A 16,863-nucleotide genomic window follows, 5' to 3' on the forward strand; every position below is an offset into this window, starting at 1 on the left:
GATCGTTTAGTCTGCAATCATGACTTTTGCCTCCGGACAGCTGGGAACTGCAGGACTACAGGGAACCGCAGGCCAGCTGGGAGGTGCCGTCTCCGAATGGTGGCAGGCCGTGCTGGCCGGATTCATCCGGACCGGCACGCCCGTGGTCCCCGCCGTCGTGCTGCTGGGGATCGTGGCAGTGGCCATAGTGCTGAGCATTCCGCGCGCCACGTGGCGGTGGTTCGGGCTGTATGTGACGTTTGTGCACGAGCTGGGCCACGCCTTTGCCGCGCTCATGACCGGCCGCTTCGTTCACGGGCTGAAGATCGGCCTGGACCATTCCGGCCAGCTGGTCAGCAGCGGGCGGCGCGGCTTCAGTGCCACGTGGTCCGGCTTTTGGGGTTACCCGGCCCCCGCCGTGGTGGGGGCCGTGCTGGTCTGGTCCGTGTCGGCAGGCTGGGCCGGGGCGGCCATGTCGGTGGGTGCGCTGGTGCTTTTGGCGGCGCTGGTTTTCCTGCGCAATTTCACGGGGATTCTGGTGGCGCTGGCCAGCGCCGCTGTTGCCCAGGCGCTGGTGATGCTGGTGGATCCCCTTGGTGTCAGCTACGTGGTGCTGGCCCTGGGCATCGCACTGGGCGTGGGCTCGGTGCGCGACTTCTTCAAGGTCGCCGCCGTCCACACCACCCGGCGCCGGCAGCTGGCCACCTCGGATGCCTGGATCCTGGCGCAGTCCACCGGCGTCCCGTCAGCCGCGTGGCTGGCGGGCTTCGCCGTGGTCATCGCCGGCTGCGCAGCGCTTTCCGCCTGGCTGTTGTGGGGGTTGCTGGGTTAAGTCCCGTTGTGAACCCTGTAGTGAACGTGGACCACGCCGTTGCCGAACGTGTGCTCGTCCAGCAGTTCCAGCCCGGTCCGGACGTCGTGGGGCAGTGCACGGGTGCCGCCGCCAACGATGACCGGCGAGAGAAACAGGTGGACCTGGTCCACCAACCTGGCTGCCAGCGCCTGGCCGGCAAGCTCGGCACCGCCCACGGCGAGGTCCGCCGTCGCCTCCGTCTTCATGCGGCGGACGGCGGCCGGGTCAAAGTTGGCCTCGATCCGCGTCCTGGCCGTTTCCGCCTTGTGCAACGACCGGGAATAGACCACCTTGTCCGCCTGGTGCCACAGCTCCGCATAGTCGCGCACCACGCGGGGCAGGTCTGTTTGCCCGTACATGGTTTCCCAGACTTTCATGGTCTGGTACAGGCGGCGCCCGTACAGGTACGTGCCCATGGGGCGTTGCAAATCGTTGACGAAGGCGTGGACCTGCTCGTCCGGCTCGCTCCAATCAAAGTTGCCGCTTGAATCGTTGACGTAGCCGTCCAGCGACGTGATTGCGGCGTAAATGAGTTGTGCCACGGCGATCATCCCCTCACATTGGCGTTGCAGAGTGCCTGCCCGCCCCTCCAGTATTCGCTTTCGCGGCGTGGGGCGGGAGCCTATTTGCCCATCTTTTTCAGCAGCCACTTCACAATGGCGTCCGACTGGCTGCCAAAGGGGTCCTCGTTCACTACGTAGGTCCAGGTTGAGGACGCCCGGCGGATGCCCGCCGCCTCCAGGTCCACCGTGCCGCCGGCCAGTTCCAGGCTGCCGAAGGATTCCCTTGCGCTGTCGGCAGCCCGGTCCAGAAACCCCTCAAAGGCCAGGATGGTTTCGCGCCTGAATTCATCCAGCGGGTTTTGCCGGCCCAGGGCCCGCAAGTGGATGGCGGCACGCTGTTCGGAGAGCAGCGCCAGGTGGTCGCTCCAGTGCGCATCCAGGTGGAACAGCATGAGCTGGCGGCAAACACGAACCAGCTCACCGTCACCGAGGACGGCGCGGAAATCGTCCCAACGCTCCGCCCCGTCAAAAGGGGCCAGCGCGGCGGCGTCCTCCGCCAGCACCCTGTCCCGCTCGGCCAGCACCACCCGGCGCTGGTAGGCGATGAGTTCGTTGTACTTCCACGAATTTTCCTGCGTGGTGAACCTCTCCTGCTCGGCGAGGCGCTGGGCCCGGTCCAGGAGCCCGGCCGTGCCCGCCCGGGTGAGCAGGCCGTCGTCGTCAGCGTCCCCGGCAACCGAGGCCGACAGCTGAAGGCCGTGCGCCTCCTGCCCGTTGGCGGCCGGATCCTCCACGCTGGAGTAGATCACACTGGCGCCCGGATCACCCTGCCGCCCGGCCCGGCCCCTGAGCTGTCCGTCCAGCCGGGCCGAATAGAAGCGGCCCGCAATAACCACCAGCAGCCCGCCCAGCTCGGCCACCTCCTGGTGTTCGTCGGCGCCAGCGCCCTTGCCGCCCAGCAGGATGTCGGTGCCGCGGCCGGCCATTTGCGTTGAAACCGTGACGGCGTTCTTCCGGCCCGCCTGCGCAATGACCTCCGCCTCCAGCGCGTCATTCCGGGCATTGAGGACCTGGCATTCCACGTCCCTGGCCGTGAGCGCGGCGGCAAAGCGTTCGGAGGCGGAGACACTGTGGGTGCCCAGCAGCACGGGCTGGCCCGTGGCGTGGGCGGCCGCCACGGCCTCGACGACGGCGGCGTCGCGTTGTTCCGCCGTCGCATAGATGTGCTCAGGCAGGTCGCGCCGGATGGAGGGCACATGCGGCGGGATGCGTCCGGCGTCGAGCAGGTAATGGGTACGCAGGTACTCGGCCACGGCCACGGCGGTCCCGCTCATGCCCGTGACGGTGGCGAACTGCTTGATGAGGTCGCGCACCAGCAGCTGGTCCAGCACCTCCCCCTGCTCCGTTTTGTGCAGGCCCTCCTTCGTTTCCACGGCGGCCTGGAGCCCGTCCGGCCAGCGCTGGGTGTGCGCCACGCGGCCGCGTGAATCGGAAACAATCTGCGCCTGTCCGTCACGCACAATGTAGTCGACGTCGCGCTCCAGGAGCACCTGGGCATGCAGGGCCACGTTGATGGAGGAGAACAGCGGCGTGCCTGCCGCCGAATAAAGCTCGACGCCGGGCCACCTCGCCTCCGCCTTGTTGATGCCGGAGTCGCTGAGCGAGACGTTGCGCCGGTCCGGTTCCACCGTGTAGTCGGCGTCCGGGTCCAGGCTTCGGACAAAGTCCGCCACGTCCACGCCCTGCAGTTCGGTGCGGGCCCGGCCGGCCAGGACCAGCGGCACCACGGCCTCATCCACCAGCACGGAGTCGATCTCGTCAACAATGCACACGTCGAAGGGTTGCAGCACGGCCTGGTCCGGTGAGGTGCGGCTGCGGTCCCGGAGCACGTCGAAGCCGAGCTCGTTGACAGACACGTACACCACGTCGGCACCGTAGGCGAGCTTTTTCTCCTCTCGGGTGCTGTTTGCCGTCACGGAAGCCGCGGTGACACCCAGCTTGTCGAAATAGGGGCCCATCCAGGCGGCGTCGCGCTGTGCCAAGTAATCGTTGACGGTCAGCACGTGCACACGCCGGCCCGTGAGGGCATGGGCGCCCGCCACCAGCGCGCCCACCAGTGTTTTTCCTTCACCAGTGTCCATCTCCACCACCGTGCCCTGGAGCATGGTGGCCGCCGCGAGCAGCTGGGTATTGAAGAGTGTCATTCCCAGCGACTCCTCGGCCAGGATGCGGGCGGCGAAGAGGTAGTCCTCCAGGGGCTGCCCGGACCAGTTCGGGGAATCGTCACCGCGCATCTGCCGGAGGATGTTCCCCGCCTCCGCCAGGCCGGCTTCGGGGGCCGCCGCGTCGGCACGGGCGGCGGCTTTTTCAGCCAGCGTGCCGAACCTCGCAGTGTCGGCGATACCAGGGGTGTTGAAAAGCCAGTTCTTGAATTGCTGGGGGAAACGCAAGGTGCCTCGAGTCGTTGGGGCCTGGCCGGCCGGTGGTCCTTCCAACGTACCCGCGGCGCCAAGCGGGCGGCAACACAGTGCCCCGGTATCCAGTTAACGAAGAAGAAAGAGGCCTATCTTCTTATTTGGTCCCGCAATTCGTAGTTAGGGCTCAAATCGCAGCCAAAGCTCGCCCGGCAATTCCTACCCGCCGACCCGGAATACGCCCACCTTGGTCTCGCCGTCGCTGCGGTACACGGGGATTTCCACGGACGTCCCGGCGTGCGCAGACTGCCACGCCAACGCCTCTTCAGGGGACTTGAAGTCCGGCTGCACGGACAGCTCCCTGCCGTACACATACCCTTCCGCCCCGTTGGTGGCCACCACGGCGATCAGCACAGGGGACCCGTTGGCGTTCTGCACGCCGTACGTTTCTCCCTTGGCATTGACGCCCCAGGAACTGCTCGCCGCATTCACGTACGTGGCTTCCAGCCGCCACTGATCGTCGGGGCCGGATTTGATGGTCACGGTGTGCTGCCCGCGCGCCAGCTCCTGCCGGTACGCGGTCGTCGCGGACGGGGTGCCAATGTCGGCGGCGGAACAGCGCGCGGAGGCACCGTCGTCGAACATGAAATTGCCGGGCGTCAGGCAGGTCAGCGAAAGCGAGACTCCCGTTGCCCCGCCAGGCACCGCACCCAATTCCACCGTGGCCGGGCCCGTCCGCGTCACCGTGACGGGATTCGCGAGCGGGGAGACCACGTCCGCGCCCGGCGGCACCCAGAGCCCCGACGCCGCGGCGGCCACCCCGCCCAGCACGCCCACGCCGCTGAGCAGGCCCGCCCCCGTCCACACGCGGCGGCGCCTGGCCCGGGCCGGAGAGGACTCGACGCGCGCCACCAGCGCGGCCCGCAACGCGCCCTGGAATGTGCGGTCCATTTCGATCTGGTTCATGGCAGTTCTCCCTCGAGTTCGCGCGGTCCCGGCAGTGCATGGTCGGGCGGCTCCGGCGCCATCGCCTCCCGCAGCTTCAGCCGCGCCCTGTGCAGCCGGGTTTTGGCGGCCGATGGCGTGATGTCCAGAAGGGCGGCAGCGTCGCCGATGCTGTACCCCGCCACGACGATGAGTGCCACGAGCTGACGATCAGCCGGTTTCAGCCCCAGCACGGCCGCGGCCAGCTCGGGTTCCATGGCGTCAAGGGGGTTGAGGTCCAGGGCCTCATCGGCAGCGTCAGGCGATTCAGCCTCCCGGGACAGGGCGGCCAGGAAGGCGCGGTACCTCCGTGCGGCCCGCTGGTGGTTCCGCACCAAATTCGTGGTGGTCACCAGCAGCCACGGCAGCACCGATCCATTGACTAGCCGGACTATTGAGCGCCTGCGCCACAACTCCAGGAAGGCAGCCGCGGTGGCGTCCTCGGCGTCGTGCCGGTTGTGCAGGAAGCCATAGGCGTGGCGAAAGACGCGCGCGTTGTGGCGGTCAAAGACCAGGCCAAATGCCTCGCCGTCGCCCCTCAGGCTGCGCTCCCAGTCGGCAGCTTCGCCGGTGCTCTCCATGTTCCCCATGCACTGTATTGTCCGCGACGTGGCGAAAGGTTTCACGCACCGCGGCACCCGCCGGCTCCGCTCAGCGGCACCTCGCAACGATGGCGTCGATTTCCGCGGTCGTGACGCCGTTGGCCAGGAGGAACGCGCGGACGTCCAGCCCGTCCACAAACCGGGCCAACGCCTGCTCGCGGTCCGCCACCACGCCGGCCAGCTCGGTCTCCGCCAGGTAGTGCTCGTAGGGGTGCTTCACGGGCGCCACCAGGTGCCAGCTGTTGATCCCGCGTGACGCGAGCTCGTCCTGGCCGGCGGCCCGGTCCGCCTGTCCGGCGAGAGCCAGCAATAGCGACGCCACCAGCCCGGTCCTGTCCCGGCCAGCGGAACAGTGGATCACCACCTTGCCCCGCGCGGCGGCCAGCACCTTGAACACGCCCGCCACCTGCGCTGGAAACAGCCGCAGGATGTCGGCATACAGCCGCGGGTGGTTCATATACGGCTGGACCAGCGCACGGTATTCGTCGTCGTCGGGGTCCTCCGTGGGGGCATTGACCACGTCAAATCCGGCCATCGCACCTTCACCCACCACCGGGTCCGTTGGCCTGCGCTTCCGCTCGCCCGGGTTCCGCAGGTCGATGACTGTGCGGACGCCGTCGTCGAACACCTGCCGCCAGCCGCGCTCGGTGAGCCACTCGCTGCGCCCCATCCGGTAAATGTCCCCGGTGAGCAGGCGGGCGTTGACGGCGCCTTCCCAGTGGGGAACCTCCGGTGCGGTCATTTAGCGCTTCTTGGCCACGCGCAGGTCCAGGCCGCTGCGCACCTGCGGCCATTCATTCGCCAGGATGGAGAAGACAACCGTGTCGCGCAGGGAGCCATCGGCCATGCGGCGGTGGGAGCGCAGCACGCCGTCCTGCTTGGCACCGAGCCGGGCAATGGCCGTGCGCGACTGCATGTTCATCCAGTGGGTGTTGAATTCAACTGCCACGCATCCGAGGGTTTCAAAGGCATGCCCCAGGAGCAGGCGCTTGCTGTCCGGGTTGGTGCCCGTCCCCTGCACACTGGCGGCGTTCCAGGTGTAGCCGATCTCCAGCCGGGGCAGCTCGGGGACAATGTTGCAGTACGTGGTCATGCCGATGATCTTGCCGGGTTCCCCCGTGGCCGGATCGTTCAGGCGTGTGGTGAACGGCAGCATCATGCCGGATTCCTGCAGGGCCAGTCTGCGCTCGATCTCCTCCCGCATGCCCTCGGGACGCGGAACGGAGGTGTACCAGAGGTTCCAGAGTTCGCCGTCGGACGCTGCTTCAACCAGGCCGTCATGGTGGTCCTGGCTCAACGGCTCAAGGGTGACGTATTTTCCGCCCAGTGTTATCGGTGCAATTGCTGTCATGAAAAAACAGTAGCGGATACCGTGGGGCAAAACTCAGCCTGACTTCTGCCCCGGGTGCACCCGGGGCGAAACTCGGTGCGGGTTTTGCCCCACAGAGAAGTGCTGGACGGGCGGGCCGGGCAGCGGCAGACTTTTCCCATGGCCTATTCACTGCAGATCGTTGTCGACGCCCTCCAGCCCCACGAACTCGCCGACTGGTGGGCGGAAACCATGGGCTGGGAGGTGGAGCCGTCGGATGAGGCGTTCATCCGCTCCATGGTGGAGCAGGGTTTCGCCACCGTGGACCAAACCATGCGCCACTTGGGCGTGCTGGTCTGGAAAGACGGCCAGGCAATCACCGCCGGCCCGAATGAAGGCAGCGGGCAGCCGCGAATCCTTTTCCAGTCCGGGGCCCGCGAAAAAGCCGGCAAGAACCGCATCCACTGGGACGTGCGGCTGGGCGGTGACGACAAGGCTGCGGTCCGGGAAAAGTTGGAAGCCCGCGGCGCCACCTTCCTATGGGAGGCCAGCCAGGGCCCGCACGCCTGGTTCACCATGGCAGACCCCGAAGGCAACGAGTTCTGCATCAGCTGACTGCCCGCCCGCTAAGATCGTGAGGGTGAGCGCAGACAATCTTCCCGAGCAGGTTTCCGACATTTTCGACCCCACCCGTTGGCGCGTGGTGGAAGGCTTCGACTTCCAGGACATGACCTACCACCGCCAGGTGGAGCGGGACGCGGCAGGCCACATTACGAAGGACCTCCCCACCGTCCGGATCGCCTTCAACCGCCCGGAAGTCCGCAACGCTTTCCGTCCCGGCACCGTCGATGAGCTCTACCGCGCCATGGACCACGCCCGCATGACGCCGGACGTGGCCACCGTGCTGCTCAGCGGCAACGGCCCCTCCCCCAAGGACGGCGGCCACTCCTTCTGCTCCGGCGGCGACCAGCGCATCCGCGGCCGCGACGGCTACCGGTACGCGGAAGGTGAAACGAAGGAAACCATCGACCCCGCCCGGGCCGGGCGGCTCCACATCCTGGAAGTCCAGCGCCTGATGCGCACCATGCCCAAGGTGGTCATCGCCGTCGTGAACGGCTGGGCCGCCGGCGGTGGGCACTCCCTGCACGTGGTCGCCGACCTCACAATCGCCTCCCGCCAGCACGGGAAATTCAAGCAGACCGACGCCACCGTGGGCTCCTTCGACGCCGGCTACGGCTCGGCGCTGCTGGCCCGCCAGATCGGCCAAAAGAAGGCACGGGAGATCTTCTTCCTGGCCCGCGAATATTCCGCCGAGGACATGGTCGCCATGGGGGCCGTCAACGAGGCCGTGGACCATGCGGAGCTGGAAAACACGGCCCTGGCGTATGCGGCGGACATCGCCCGCCAGTCCCCCCAGGCCATCCGCATGCTCAAGTTCGCCTTCAACCTGGCCGACGACGGCCTGGCCGGCCAGCAGGTCTTCGCCGGCGAGGCCACCCGCCTGGCCTACATGACGGACGAAGCCGTGGAAGGCAAGGAAGCGTTCCTGGAAAAGCGCGACCCCGACTGGTCCAACTTCCCGTACTACTTCTGATCCGGAACTGATACATGAACATCGAACCCCTGCTCAAGGCCCTCTCCGACGCGCTGCACGGCGAAGGCCCCGCCGTCGAACTCGCCCCCTCCGCACCCGGCGAACCACCCGCGTTCACCCTCATCCCCCAGGCCGAGCTGGGGCTGCCGGCCGGCAGCGAAACTGACATTGCCGCCGTCGTGCGCACCTCGGGGAGCACCGGGACTCCGAAGCGGACCATGCTCAGCGTGGACGCACTGGCGGCGTCGAGCGTGGGCACCGCCATGGCGCTGCGCGGCGAGGGGCAGTGGCTGCTGGCCCTGCCGCTGCACTACGTGGCGGGGTTGCAGGTGCTGGTGCGCAGCCTGTTTGCCGGCACCCGCCCCTGGGCCATGGACCTCTCCGGCGGCTTCACGGCGGAGGCGTTCACGGCGGCCGCGGAGGAACTCACCGACAAGCTGCGCTACACCTCGCTGGTCCCCACGCAGCTCACGCGCCTGCTGACCAACCCCACCGCGGAGACGCTCACCGTGCTGCGGCGCTTCAACGCGGTCCTGCTGGGCGGCGCGCCGGCGAGCCCCGTGCTGCTCGAGGCTGCGCGCGGGGCCGGCATCAACGTGGTCACCACCTACGGCATGAGCGAAACCTGCGGCGGCTGCGTGTACGACGGCGTCCCGCTCGACGGCGTGGAGCTCGCCATCCGCGACGGCCGGGTGTGGCTGGGCGGGGACGTGCTCGCCACCGGCTACCTGGGCGACCCCGCCCTGACCGCCGCCGCCTTTACCGAGGACGACGGCGGCGGCTCGCGCTGGTATGAAACCGGCGACCTGGGCGAGGTGGACGGGGAGGGACGGCTCCGCGTGCTGGGCCGCGTGGACGACGTCATCATCAGCGGCGGGCTGAAGATTTCCGCGGGCGCCGTGGTGGACGGGCTGCACCGTGTGCAGGGTGTCCGGGAGGCGTTTGTGGGGCCCGTGCCCTCGGCGGAATGGGGCCAGCAGGTGGCGGCATTGGTGGTGGGAAGCTGCTCGGCCGAGGAGCTGAAGGCCGGCGCGGCGGCGGAGTTGGAGGCCCACATGGTGCCGCGCACTGTGCTGTTCGTCTCGGAACTGCCCGTGCTCTCCACCGGAAAGCCTGACAGGGCGGCCATTTTGGCGCTGCTGGCAGAGGCTGCGTCCGCCGCGAAGTAGCGGCGAACAGGCACAATGGAAGCTGGCAAGTTTTTGCCGCCTGTTCACAACGCAACCGCAAACAAGGAGCAAAGCCGTGGCCACTGTTGGGCAATGGATTGAAGGCGCCCGCCTGAGGACGCTTCCGATGGCAATCGCCCCCGTGATCATTGGCACCTCGGCGGCCTACGACCTCCACGGCCTGCACTGGGGCCGGGCGGTGCTGTCCGCGCTCGTGGCGCTCCTGATGCAGGTGGGCGTCAACTACGCCAACGACTACTCCGACGGCATCCGTGGCACCGACGAGGTCCGGGTGGGGCCGCTGCGCCTGGTCGGATCGGGTGCGGCGCGCCCCCGCCACGTGAAAATGGCGGCCTTTGCCGCGCTGGGCCTGGCCATGCTGGCCGGGCTTGCCCTGGTGGTCCTGTCCCAGGCGTGGTGGCTGCTGCTGGTGGGCGCCGGTGCCGTGCTGGCCGCCTGGGGGTACACGGGAGGCAAGAACCCGTACGGCTACCTGGGCCTGGGCGACGTCTTTGTCTTTGTCTTCTTCGGCCCCGTGGCCACCCTGGGCACCACGTTCACCCAGGCCGGCCAGGTGAGCACGGCGGCAGTCCTGGGTTCCGTCGCAACGGGACTGATCGCCGTCGCACTTCTCATGGCCAACAATGTCCGCGACATCCCCACAGACCGGGAGGTTGGGAAGCGGACCCTTGCGGTGCGGCTGGGCGACAGGAAGGCGCGGCTGAGCTACGTGGTGATGCTGGGGCTGGCCCTGGCACTCATGATGCCGCTGGTGCCCGCCAGGCCGTGGATCCTGCTGGTGCTGCTGCTTATCCCGTTCATGCTCATGCCCAGCTGGCTGATGCTTCAGGGCAAGCAGCGCAAGAGCCTCATCCCCGTGTTGAAGCAGACGGGCCTGCTCAATTTGGGGTTCAGCGTGCTGTTTGCCGCGGCGATGGTGCTGACGGGCCTGTAGCCGGCGTCCTCCGGGCTGGACCGGGCTGGACCCGGCGGCTATTTGCCGGCGGCCCAGGCCTGGAATGCCGCCGTGTTTTCCGGGCTGCCAGTGACCTCGATATTTGCGGCACGCTGCCGGCCGGACACGCAGAGTGCCACTTCCACAGGGTCCCCGGCCAGCACGACGGCGGCCGGCCGGCTGCCGCTGGGCGCCTTGTGGACGGCGGTGGTGCCGCGGCCGGGCGAGGCGATGCTGACACCGACGGGGCAGCGGCGATAGGTGAAGCGGGCCATGAGGGGCAGATTCTTCCATAGCGCGTCGAGCTGGCCCGCCGGAAGGGTCCGGGGGTCCTTGTTGCCGGTGCCGCGCCGCACGTCCTCGTGGTGGACCACGTATTCGAGCAGCTGGCCCCCGTCCCCCAGCCACGTCATGGGGTTCAGGGGACCGGTGCCGGCGGCAAATTGCTGCACGAGGGCCTCATATCCGGCCGCCGTCCGGGCTGTCGCGACGAGGGCGCCGAGGCGCCTTTCCTGGCCCGGGACCGGGCGGGCTGTGGTGTCCAGCATTCGCGCCCACGGATTGTGTTCGCGCTGGACCAGGTGGCCCAGCAGCGTGCGGACAGTCCAGCCCTCACACAGCGTTGGTGCATCCGGATCGGCCTGGCGGAACGTCGCCACGAGGGCCAGCCGCTCCGTCTCCATCCAGCGCACCGGGGCTCAGCCTTCCGGCTGGATGCGGGGGGTGCCGTTCTTGCGGTCCGCATCAACCCACACGTCGGGGTTGGCATCGACCAGGGCGTCTTCGGCGTCGGCGTCTGCAAGGGCCTGGGCGGATTGCGTGGTGTCTGCGTTGGGGGCCAGCCGCCTGGCAATGACCGCGGTGGCACCGTCCCGCTGTTTGCGCAACAGGAAGAAGCTCACGACAAAAGCGCAGAGGGCGGCAATCAGGGTGGACGTGAGGGGGCTGAACTGGAGGACCAGGTACGCCAGCAGGAAAAATGCCAAAAAAAGCACGCCACGGATCAGTGAGTATTTGAAGAAAGCCACGGCCCAAGTTTAGCGGCTGTTCCTGAAAGCCCGCCCAGTGGCAATTTGTCCTGCAACGGTAGAATTGGGTTATGCGTTATATCCCAGTGGTCTTCGGTGTGGTTCTCTTCATTTACGGGCTGATCGACTGCCTTCGCAGTGAGCCGGCGGATGTCCGGAGCATTCCCAAGCCCGCCTGGATCATCGTCATCGTGCTGATGCCCGTGATCGGCGTGCTCCTCTGGTTCTTCCTGGGCCGCCCGCGCTACAGCACTTCCGCCCCTGCGGCCCCGTGGACCTCCGGGCCCCGCGGCCAGTCCCCTTCCGGGCGCCCCACCCAGTTCACCGCGCCCGACGACGACCCGGCGTTCCTGCGCAACCTTGAGGTCAACCGCGCGCAGAAGGCCGAGGCCGAGCGCCTCCGCAAGCTCAAGGCCGAACTCGACGCCCGGGAGGCCAGGCTCCGCGACGGCCAGCCGAACCCGCACCCCAACGACGAAACGAAGCACTAGCGCACAACGGCGCCCGGTCCGGAGCTAGCTGGGCGCCATTACGGTGCCATTGCTGCGGCGCCGAGTGTACAGCTCTGGCGCGCTGAACAACCCCCAAGTGCGCCCATAGTACACATCTGGCGGGGTCCGCCCGAGTCGGGTCGCCGGATGTGTACGCTCGGCGGTCCCGCACCCGATGCGGGCCGCCATTCGTGTACATTCGGCGGACTGCAGCAACCGCCAGCCCTCCCCACATGTCCTCTCGGCGGCCGTTATCCACAGATTTCTCGCGGGCCCCCAAAATCCGGCTTTAAGCGTCCCGTCAGGGTCCCTAATGGATTCATGACGAAGCCATCACCGCTCCCCCCCGCACCTCGCCACGCGTCCTTTCACCGTGGAACAGGCCCGCGAAGCCGGCGTCACCCGGTCCAGAACCCGGGCCTCGGACCTGTGGATGCCCAGCCGGGGCATTCGGGTGCACAAGAATGTGCCATTTGACGTCCTCGACGCCTGCCGGCCCTACACGGACAGCACTGTTTCAGCGGTCGTCAGCCATCTTACGGCCGCGAAAATCCACGGCCTCTACCTGCCCCGGCGACTCGAGGATGACCGATTCCTGGACCTGGCGCGGCCCGCACGCATGGGGACGCCGCGCCGGCGTCGGGTACGCGGCCATCGGATGGAACTTGGCGCCGCGGACGTCCTCGAGGTGGCCGGAGTCCCGGTCACGACTGTGCAGCGTACGTTCCTGGACCTCGCACAGCTGCTCTCCCTGGATGAGCTGGTTGCCGTGGGCGACCAGATCGTGTGCGAGCACCGCCGCAGCTTTGGCCCGCCCAAAGTCGCCATGGTGGAACTGGATGAGCTGAATGCCTACCTCGCCGGCCACCAGGGCGCACGAAGCATCCGCCGGTTGCGCGAGGCGATGGGCCTGGTCCGCGTCGGCTCTGACTCGCCTCCCGAAACAAGATTGAGGCTGCTCATCGTCAGGGCGGGCCTGCCATTGTTTGTGCCCAATTGTGAACTTCTCGACGACGAAGGAAACGCGCTGGTCGCCCCGGACCTCAGCTGCGAGGAGTACCGGACATGCGTGGAGTACGACGGCGACCACCACTTCACGCCCGAACAGCACGGCAAGGACCACGACAGGGATTTCATCACGGCGTCGCTTGGCTGGCGCCAGGTGCTGGTCAACAGGGAGGACATGCGCTTCGGTGGGCAGGCAGCCGTCACCAAGGTGGCACGGATGTTGGTTCAAGCAGGCTGGCCGGACCCGAAAAACATCGCGGGGACGTCGCTGCTGGGCCTGCTGGGCACGCGAAAAGATGTGGCCTGAGCCGCGAAGGGACAGTTCTGGCGGGCAGTCTGCCCGAAATTTCGTCGAGTGTACACTTCTGGCGACCTCCGTACATCGGAGGTCGCCAGAAGTGTACTCTCGGCGGCGCGCGGACCAGGCCGCGGAGGAAACTTCTAGCTGCCCACGCCCGCGTAGGAGTGCAGGCCGGAGAAGAAGACGTTGACAATGGTGAAGTTGAATACCACGCACAGGTAGCCCGCGATGGACAGCCAGGCGGCACGGGTGCCGGTCCAGCCGCGGGTGGCACGGGCGTGCAGGTAGCCGGCGTAGACCACCCAGATCACGAACGTCCAGACTTCCTTGGTATCCCAGCCCCAGAAGCGGCCCCACGCCTTTTCCGCCCAAATGGAACCAAACATCAGGGTCAGGGTCCAGCCCACAAACGCAATGCCGTTGATGCGGTAGGACATGTTCTCCAGGCTCAGCGCATTCGGGACCAGCCGCATGACCAGGGCCTTGTCCCGCTTCCCGGAGGCAAGGGACGCCTCGCGGCGGGATTGGAACAGCTGCAGCACGGACATGGCAAACGTCATGGTGAACAGGGCCGAGGACATGACGGCGATGGAGACGTGGATGATCAACCAGTAGCTCTGCAGGGCCGGCACCAGGTGGCCGGCCGGGGTCCAGGCCTCAAGGGACGCGTAGGTGATCATGATCAGCACCAGGCCGATGATGAACGTGCCGAGGAAGCGCAGGTCGCGGCGGGTGAGGACCAGCAGGAATATCAGTGTGACGGTGAACCCGCCGGTGGTGCAGAATTCGTACATATTGCCCCACGGGGCGCGGCCTGCACCGATCCCGCGGAAGACCACTGCCAGGCCGTGGACGACGGCGGCCAGCACAGTCAGTGCCACGGCCACCCTGGCGGCGCGGCGCTTTTCCGGGCCGTACTTCATGGAATCGCCGGCCGTAATGCCGTCCGAGCCGGCATGAACCTTGCTGCTGGGCCGTACTCCGCGGTCTTCGGGACCCGCGCCGAGGTCCTGGCCAATGCTGCCGGCGGAACCGACGCCCACCAGCCTGGCGGCGGCCACGGAGTCCGCCGCAGCGGCGGATTCCAGCGCCAGGCCGCGGCGCATCAGCTTGCTGTAGGCCACCAGGTCCCAGGCGTAGGCACCAAACGCCACGGCATAGGCCACGCCGGCCATGAACATGAACTGCTGGCTGAGCAGTGCGAATCCTGCATTGATTCCTGGCATTACTGGTCCTTACTTGACACGGTGACGCGCTGGCCGGCGTCGGGTTGGATAGTGGGTGTCTGCTTACCATCTTGCACCGGTGTGTCCACTGGCACCAGCCACTTTGCGTGGAGGGCCTTGTCGATGGCCGCCGATTCCCCCGCCAGGCGGTGGTCCTCGCCGCGGGCCAGCAGGCCGAATTCGACCATGGTGCGCCCGTCCGGGTGGTTGCCCGTGCGGATCCACACGCGGCGGCGGTTCATAAACAGTGACGCCATGAGTCCGGCCAGGGCCAGGACGGCAAAGATGAGCACGAAGTTCTGTCCGGGGTCGTGCCGGATGTCCAGGGCTGCGTAGCGCTTGATCCCGTCAAAGCTGATGGTGCCATTGTGTTCCGGCAGCGAGTAGCTCTGCCCGGGAGCCAGCACGATGCCGCCGGCCTTCATGTCGCGGCCATTGATCTGCTTCAGCTTGGAGGTGTCGAGCGTGTAGACGTTGCGGGGGATGCCGTTGTCCAGTCCCAGGTCGCCCGTGTAGGCGTTGAGGTTCAGCTGCGGGTTGATGGGATCCGGGTCGGAGCCGTAGGTGACGCCCGTGGTCTTGTCGAGCAGCGCTGTGGGCAGGAAAAAGCCGACAAAGCCGAGCTGGTTGGGCTTGGCGTCGGGGACCTTGATGACCATCAGCGAGGTGTAGGCGCCGTCGGTGGGGATGGTGACAACCGGGCCCTGGAACGCAATGTTGCCCTTGCTGTCCTTGACCGTGACCACCGGCGCATAGCCGTTACCGACCAGGTAGATGTTGGTGCCACCCAGGGCCACGGGGTCATTGACCTTCAGGACCTGCTTCTTGGCGGGCGCGTCGGGGCCGGACTTGGTGGTCAGGCTGGCCGTGAAGTCGATCGGCTGGCCGTAGTGGCCCGGGGACTCCCTGTCGTAGGTGACGGCCAGCTTGTCCAGCTGCACGGAGTAGGGGCTCAGTCGGTCGCTGTTGAAGTAGGCCCCGGGGGTGAAGGTGTCATAGCCCACCAGGGTGTTGACGAAGGTTTCACCCTCGACCACGATCCGCTGGCCACTGTACCCGGCAAGTCCGCTGTATGCCACGGAGGCGAGCACGCCAAGAATGGAGATGTGGAAGACCAGGTTTCCCACTTCCTTCAGGAAGCCGATTTCCGCCCCCACGGAGGGCCTGTCCGTGTCCAGGTCCCGGACGTCAACCCGGTAGCGGCGGGCCTTGAGGACTGCAGCGGCGTCCTTGACGGCCTGCGCGGCATCGACGCCGCTGCCGGCGGGGATCTCCACGGTGCCGTACTCAGCCAGGCGGGACAGGCGCTTGGGCGTGCGCGGCGGCGCGGAGCGCATGGCCTTCCAGTGGATTTTGGCCCGGGGCAGCACACAGCCCACCAGGGACGTGAACAGCAACAGGTAGATGGCGGCAAACCAGGGTGAGGAGTAGACGTCAAAGAGCTTGAACCAGTCCAGGATGGGCCCCGAGGTGGGGTGGTCCGCCAAATACTGGGTCACGTTTGAGGGGTTGGAGGGGCGCTGGGGGAACAGCGAACCCGGAACGGCCGCCACGGCCAGCAGCAGGAGCAGGAACAAGGCCGTCCGCATGCTGGTCAGCTGCCGCCAGGCCCACCTGAGCATGCCGAGGAACCCCAGCCGGGGCAGCGCAATGTCATCCTTGGCCGGCTTCTTGCTTTGCACGTCTTGCACCGAGTCATTCCTCATCAGATTGGCAATCTCACTTCACCGGCAAACCAGAACTGCAGGTTGTTGATCCATGTTCCCCACAGCCCCGTAACCATCAGCAGCCCCAGGACAATCAGCATCCCGCCGCCGAACCACTGCAGCCCTCGGCGGTGGGTGCGGAAGAAGGCGAGTGCGCCCAGGCCGCGCCGCACGCCCAGGGCGATCAGCAGGAACGGCACCCCGAGGCCCAGGCAGTACACAAAAGTCAGGAAGGCGCCCTTGGTCGCGGACGTGCCGTCGGAGAACGCCAGCGTCTGCACGGCGCTGAATGTCGGCCCGATGCACGGCGCCCAGCCCAGCCCGAAGGTGATGCCCAGGAGCGGGGCCCCCCACAGCCCGGCCGGCGGCTTCGCGTGCACCTTGGCCTCCCGCTGGAACCAACCCAGCCCGCCCAGGAACACAATTCCCATGACAATGACCACCAGGCCCAGCACCTGGGTGACCCACGCGGCGTCGGAGCCCTTCAGCCACGCACCCAGTTGGCCGAAAACAGCGCCAATGAGCATGAACACGAGGGAAAATCCCAGGACAAACAGCCCAATGCCGGCCAGCATGCGCCCGCGCCGCTGGTTCTGCAGGTCAGCGCCGGTCAGGCCGCTGACATAGCCCAGGTAGCCGGGGACCAGCGGCAGCACGCAGGGGGAGAGAAACGACACCAGCCCGGCCAGCAGGGCAACCGGGATGGCCAGCAGCATGGAGCCGCTGAAGATCGTTTCGGCA

18 protein-coding genes are annotated in these 16,863 nt (G+C 67.2%); 7 read left to right on the top strand and 11 right to left on the bottom strand.

Annotated elements, in window-relative coordinates; genetic code table 11:
* Positions 1-19 precede the first annotated feature (19 nt).
* Positions 20-811: a M50 family metallopeptidase gene (locus LPN03_RS00645; protein ID WP_262452437.1), complete on the top strand. Its 792-nt coding sequence runs from the start codon at positions 20-22 to the stop codon at positions 809-811.
* Here the strand turns inward: LPN03_RS00645 and LPN03_RS00650 are convergent.
* The 6 genes from LPN03_RS00650 to LPN03_RS00675 form a co-directional block, all read right to left on the bottom strand.
* Complete coding sequence (locus tag LPN03_RS00650) at positions 808-1,374, bottom strand: dihydrofolate reductase family protein (protein WP_262452439.1); 567 nt, start codon at positions 1,372-1,374, stop codon at positions 808-810. The two genes, LPN03_RS00645 and LPN03_RS00650, sit on opposite strands and share 4 nt — an antisense overlap.
* An 80-nt stretch (positions 1,375-1,454) precedes the next feature.
* A complete protein-coding gene (gene secA2, locus LPN03_RS00655; protein ID WP_262452441.1) occupies positions 1,455-3,785 on the bottom strand; it encodes an accessory Sec system translocase SecA2 in 2,331 nt (776 codons plus the stop codon).
* 183 nt (positions 3,786-3,968) lie between these two features.
* Positions 3,969-4,715, bottom strand: coding sequence for a peptidase M56 family protein (locus LPN03_RS00660; RefSeq protein WP_165182024.1), 747 nt, complete (start codon positions 4,713-4,715; stop codon positions 3,969-3,971).
* Positions 4,712-5,323: an RNA polymerase sigma factor gene (locus LPN03_RS00665; protein WP_165182023.1), complete on the bottom strand. Its 612-nt coding sequence runs from the start codon at positions 5,321-5,323 to the stop codon at positions 4,712-4,714. The genes LPN03_RS00660 and LPN03_RS00665 overlap by 4 nt, the downstream gene beginning before the upstream one ends.
* A 61-nt stretch (positions 5,324-5,384) precedes the next feature.
* Positions 5,385-6,077, bottom strand: a complete 693-nt coding sequence (locus LPN03_RS00670; protein WP_262452443.1) for a tyrosine-protein phosphatase — start codon at positions 6,075-6,077, stop codon at positions 5,385-5,387.
* Positions 6,078-6,686, bottom strand: a complete 609-nt coding sequence (locus LPN03_RS00675) for a GNAT family N-acetyltransferase (RefSeq protein ID WP_262452444.1) — start codon at positions 6,684-6,686, stop codon at positions 6,078-6,080.
* A 138-nt stretch (positions 6,687-6,824) separates the two neighbouring features.
* Here LPN03_RS00675 and LPN03_RS00680 point away from each other — a divergent pair, with 138 nt between their 5' ends.
* From LPN03_RS00680 to LPN03_RS00695, 4 genes are all read left to right on the top strand, one after another.
* A complete protein-coding gene (locus LPN03_RS00680; protein WP_262452445.1) occupies positions 6,825-7,259 on the top strand; it encodes a VOC family protein in 435 nt (144 codons plus the stop codon).
* 25 nt (positions 7,260-7,284) lie between these two features.
* Positions 7,285-8,238 carry a 1,4-dihydroxy-2-naphthoyl-CoA synthase gene (locus LPN03_RS00685; protein WP_262452446.1) on the top strand — a complete coding sequence of 318 codons (954 nt, stop codon included), beginning with the start codon at positions 7,285-7,287 and terminating at the stop codon, positions 8,236-8,238.
* Positions 8,239-8,252: 14 nt separating this feature from the next.
* Positions 8,253-9,407, top strand: a complete 1,155-nt coding sequence (locus LPN03_RS00690; protein ID WP_262452447.1) for an AMP-binding protein — start codon at positions 8,253-8,255, stop codon at positions 9,405-9,407.
* A gap of 76 nt (positions 9,408-9,483) precedes the next feature.
* Positions 9,484-10,362: a 1,4-dihydroxy-2-naphthoate polyprenyltransferase gene (locus LPN03_RS00695; protein WP_262452450.1), complete on the top strand. Its 879-nt coding sequence runs from the start codon at positions 9,484-9,486 to the stop codon at positions 10,360-10,362.
* A gap of 38 nt (positions 10,363-10,400) precedes the next feature.
* Here the strand turns inward: LPN03_RS00695 and LPN03_RS00700 are convergent, their stop codons facing one another.
* Together LPN03_RS00700 and LPN03_RS00705 are read right to left on the bottom strand one after the other, a co-directional pair.
* Complete coding sequence (locus tag LPN03_RS00700; RefSeq protein ID WP_262452662.1) at positions 10,401-11,045, bottom strand: TIGR03085 family metal-binding protein; 645 nt, start codon at positions 11,043-11,045, stop codon at positions 10,401-10,403.
* A 15-nt stretch (positions 11,046-11,060) separates the two neighbouring features.
* Positions 11,061-11,390 carry a DUF4229 domain-containing protein gene (locus LPN03_RS00705; protein WP_165182015.1) on the bottom strand — a complete coding sequence of 110 codons (330 nt, stop codon included), beginning with the start codon at positions 11,388-11,390 and terminating at the stop codon, positions 11,061-11,063.
* 71 nt (positions 11,391-11,461) lie between these two features.
* On the opposite strand from LPN03_RS00705, the gene LPN03_RS00710 reads away from it, so the two are divergent.
* Together LPN03_RS00710 and LPN03_RS00715 are read left to right on the top strand one after the other, a co-directional pair.
* Complete coding sequence (locus LPN03_RS00710) at positions 11,462-11,881, top strand: PLD nuclease N-terminal domain-containing protein (RefSeq protein ID WP_262452453.1); 420 nt, start codon at positions 11,462-11,464, stop codon at positions 11,879-11,881.
* 373 nt (positions 11,882-12,254) lie between these two features.
* A complete protein-coding gene (locus LPN03_RS00715; RefSeq protein WP_262452454.1) occupies positions 12,255-13,196 on the top strand; it encodes an endonuclease domain-containing protein in 942 nt (313 codons plus the stop codon).
* Positions 13,197-13,330: 134 nt separating this feature from the next.
* Here the strand turns inward: LPN03_RS00715 and ccsB are convergent, their stop codons facing one another.
* From ccsB to LPN03_RS00730, 3 genes are read right to left on the bottom strand one after another with little or no spacing between them, the layout of a single operon-like run.
* The gene (gene ccsB, locus LPN03_RS00720; protein WP_165182013.1) at positions 13,331-14,416 is read right to left on the bottom strand and encodes a c-type cytochrome biogenesis protein CcsB; all 1,086 of its coding nucleotides are present in this window, start codon (positions 14,414-14,416) and stop codon (positions 13,331-13,333) included.
* Positions 14,416-16,122: a cytochrome c biogenesis protein ResB gene (locus LPN03_RS00725; RefSeq protein ID WP_165182012.1), complete on the bottom strand. Its 1,707-nt coding sequence runs from the start codon at positions 16,120-16,122 to the stop codon at positions 14,416-14,418. Before LPN03_RS00725 ends, ccsB begins: the two co-directional genes overlap by 1 nt.
* Positions 16,122-16,838, bottom strand: coding sequence for a cytochrome c biogenesis CcdA family protein (locus LPN03_RS00730; RefSeq protein WP_165182086.1), 717 nt, complete (start codon positions 16,836-16,838; stop codon positions 16,122-16,124). Before LPN03_RS00730 ends, LPN03_RS00725 begins: the two co-directional genes overlap by 1 nt.
* Positions 16,839-16,863 lie beyond the last annotated feature (25 nt).

Source organism: Arthrobacter sp. A2-55 (assembly GCF_025548615.1).
Lineage (GTDB): Bacteria > Actinomycetota > Actinomycetes > Actinomycetales > Micrococcaceae > Specibacter > Specibacter silviterrae.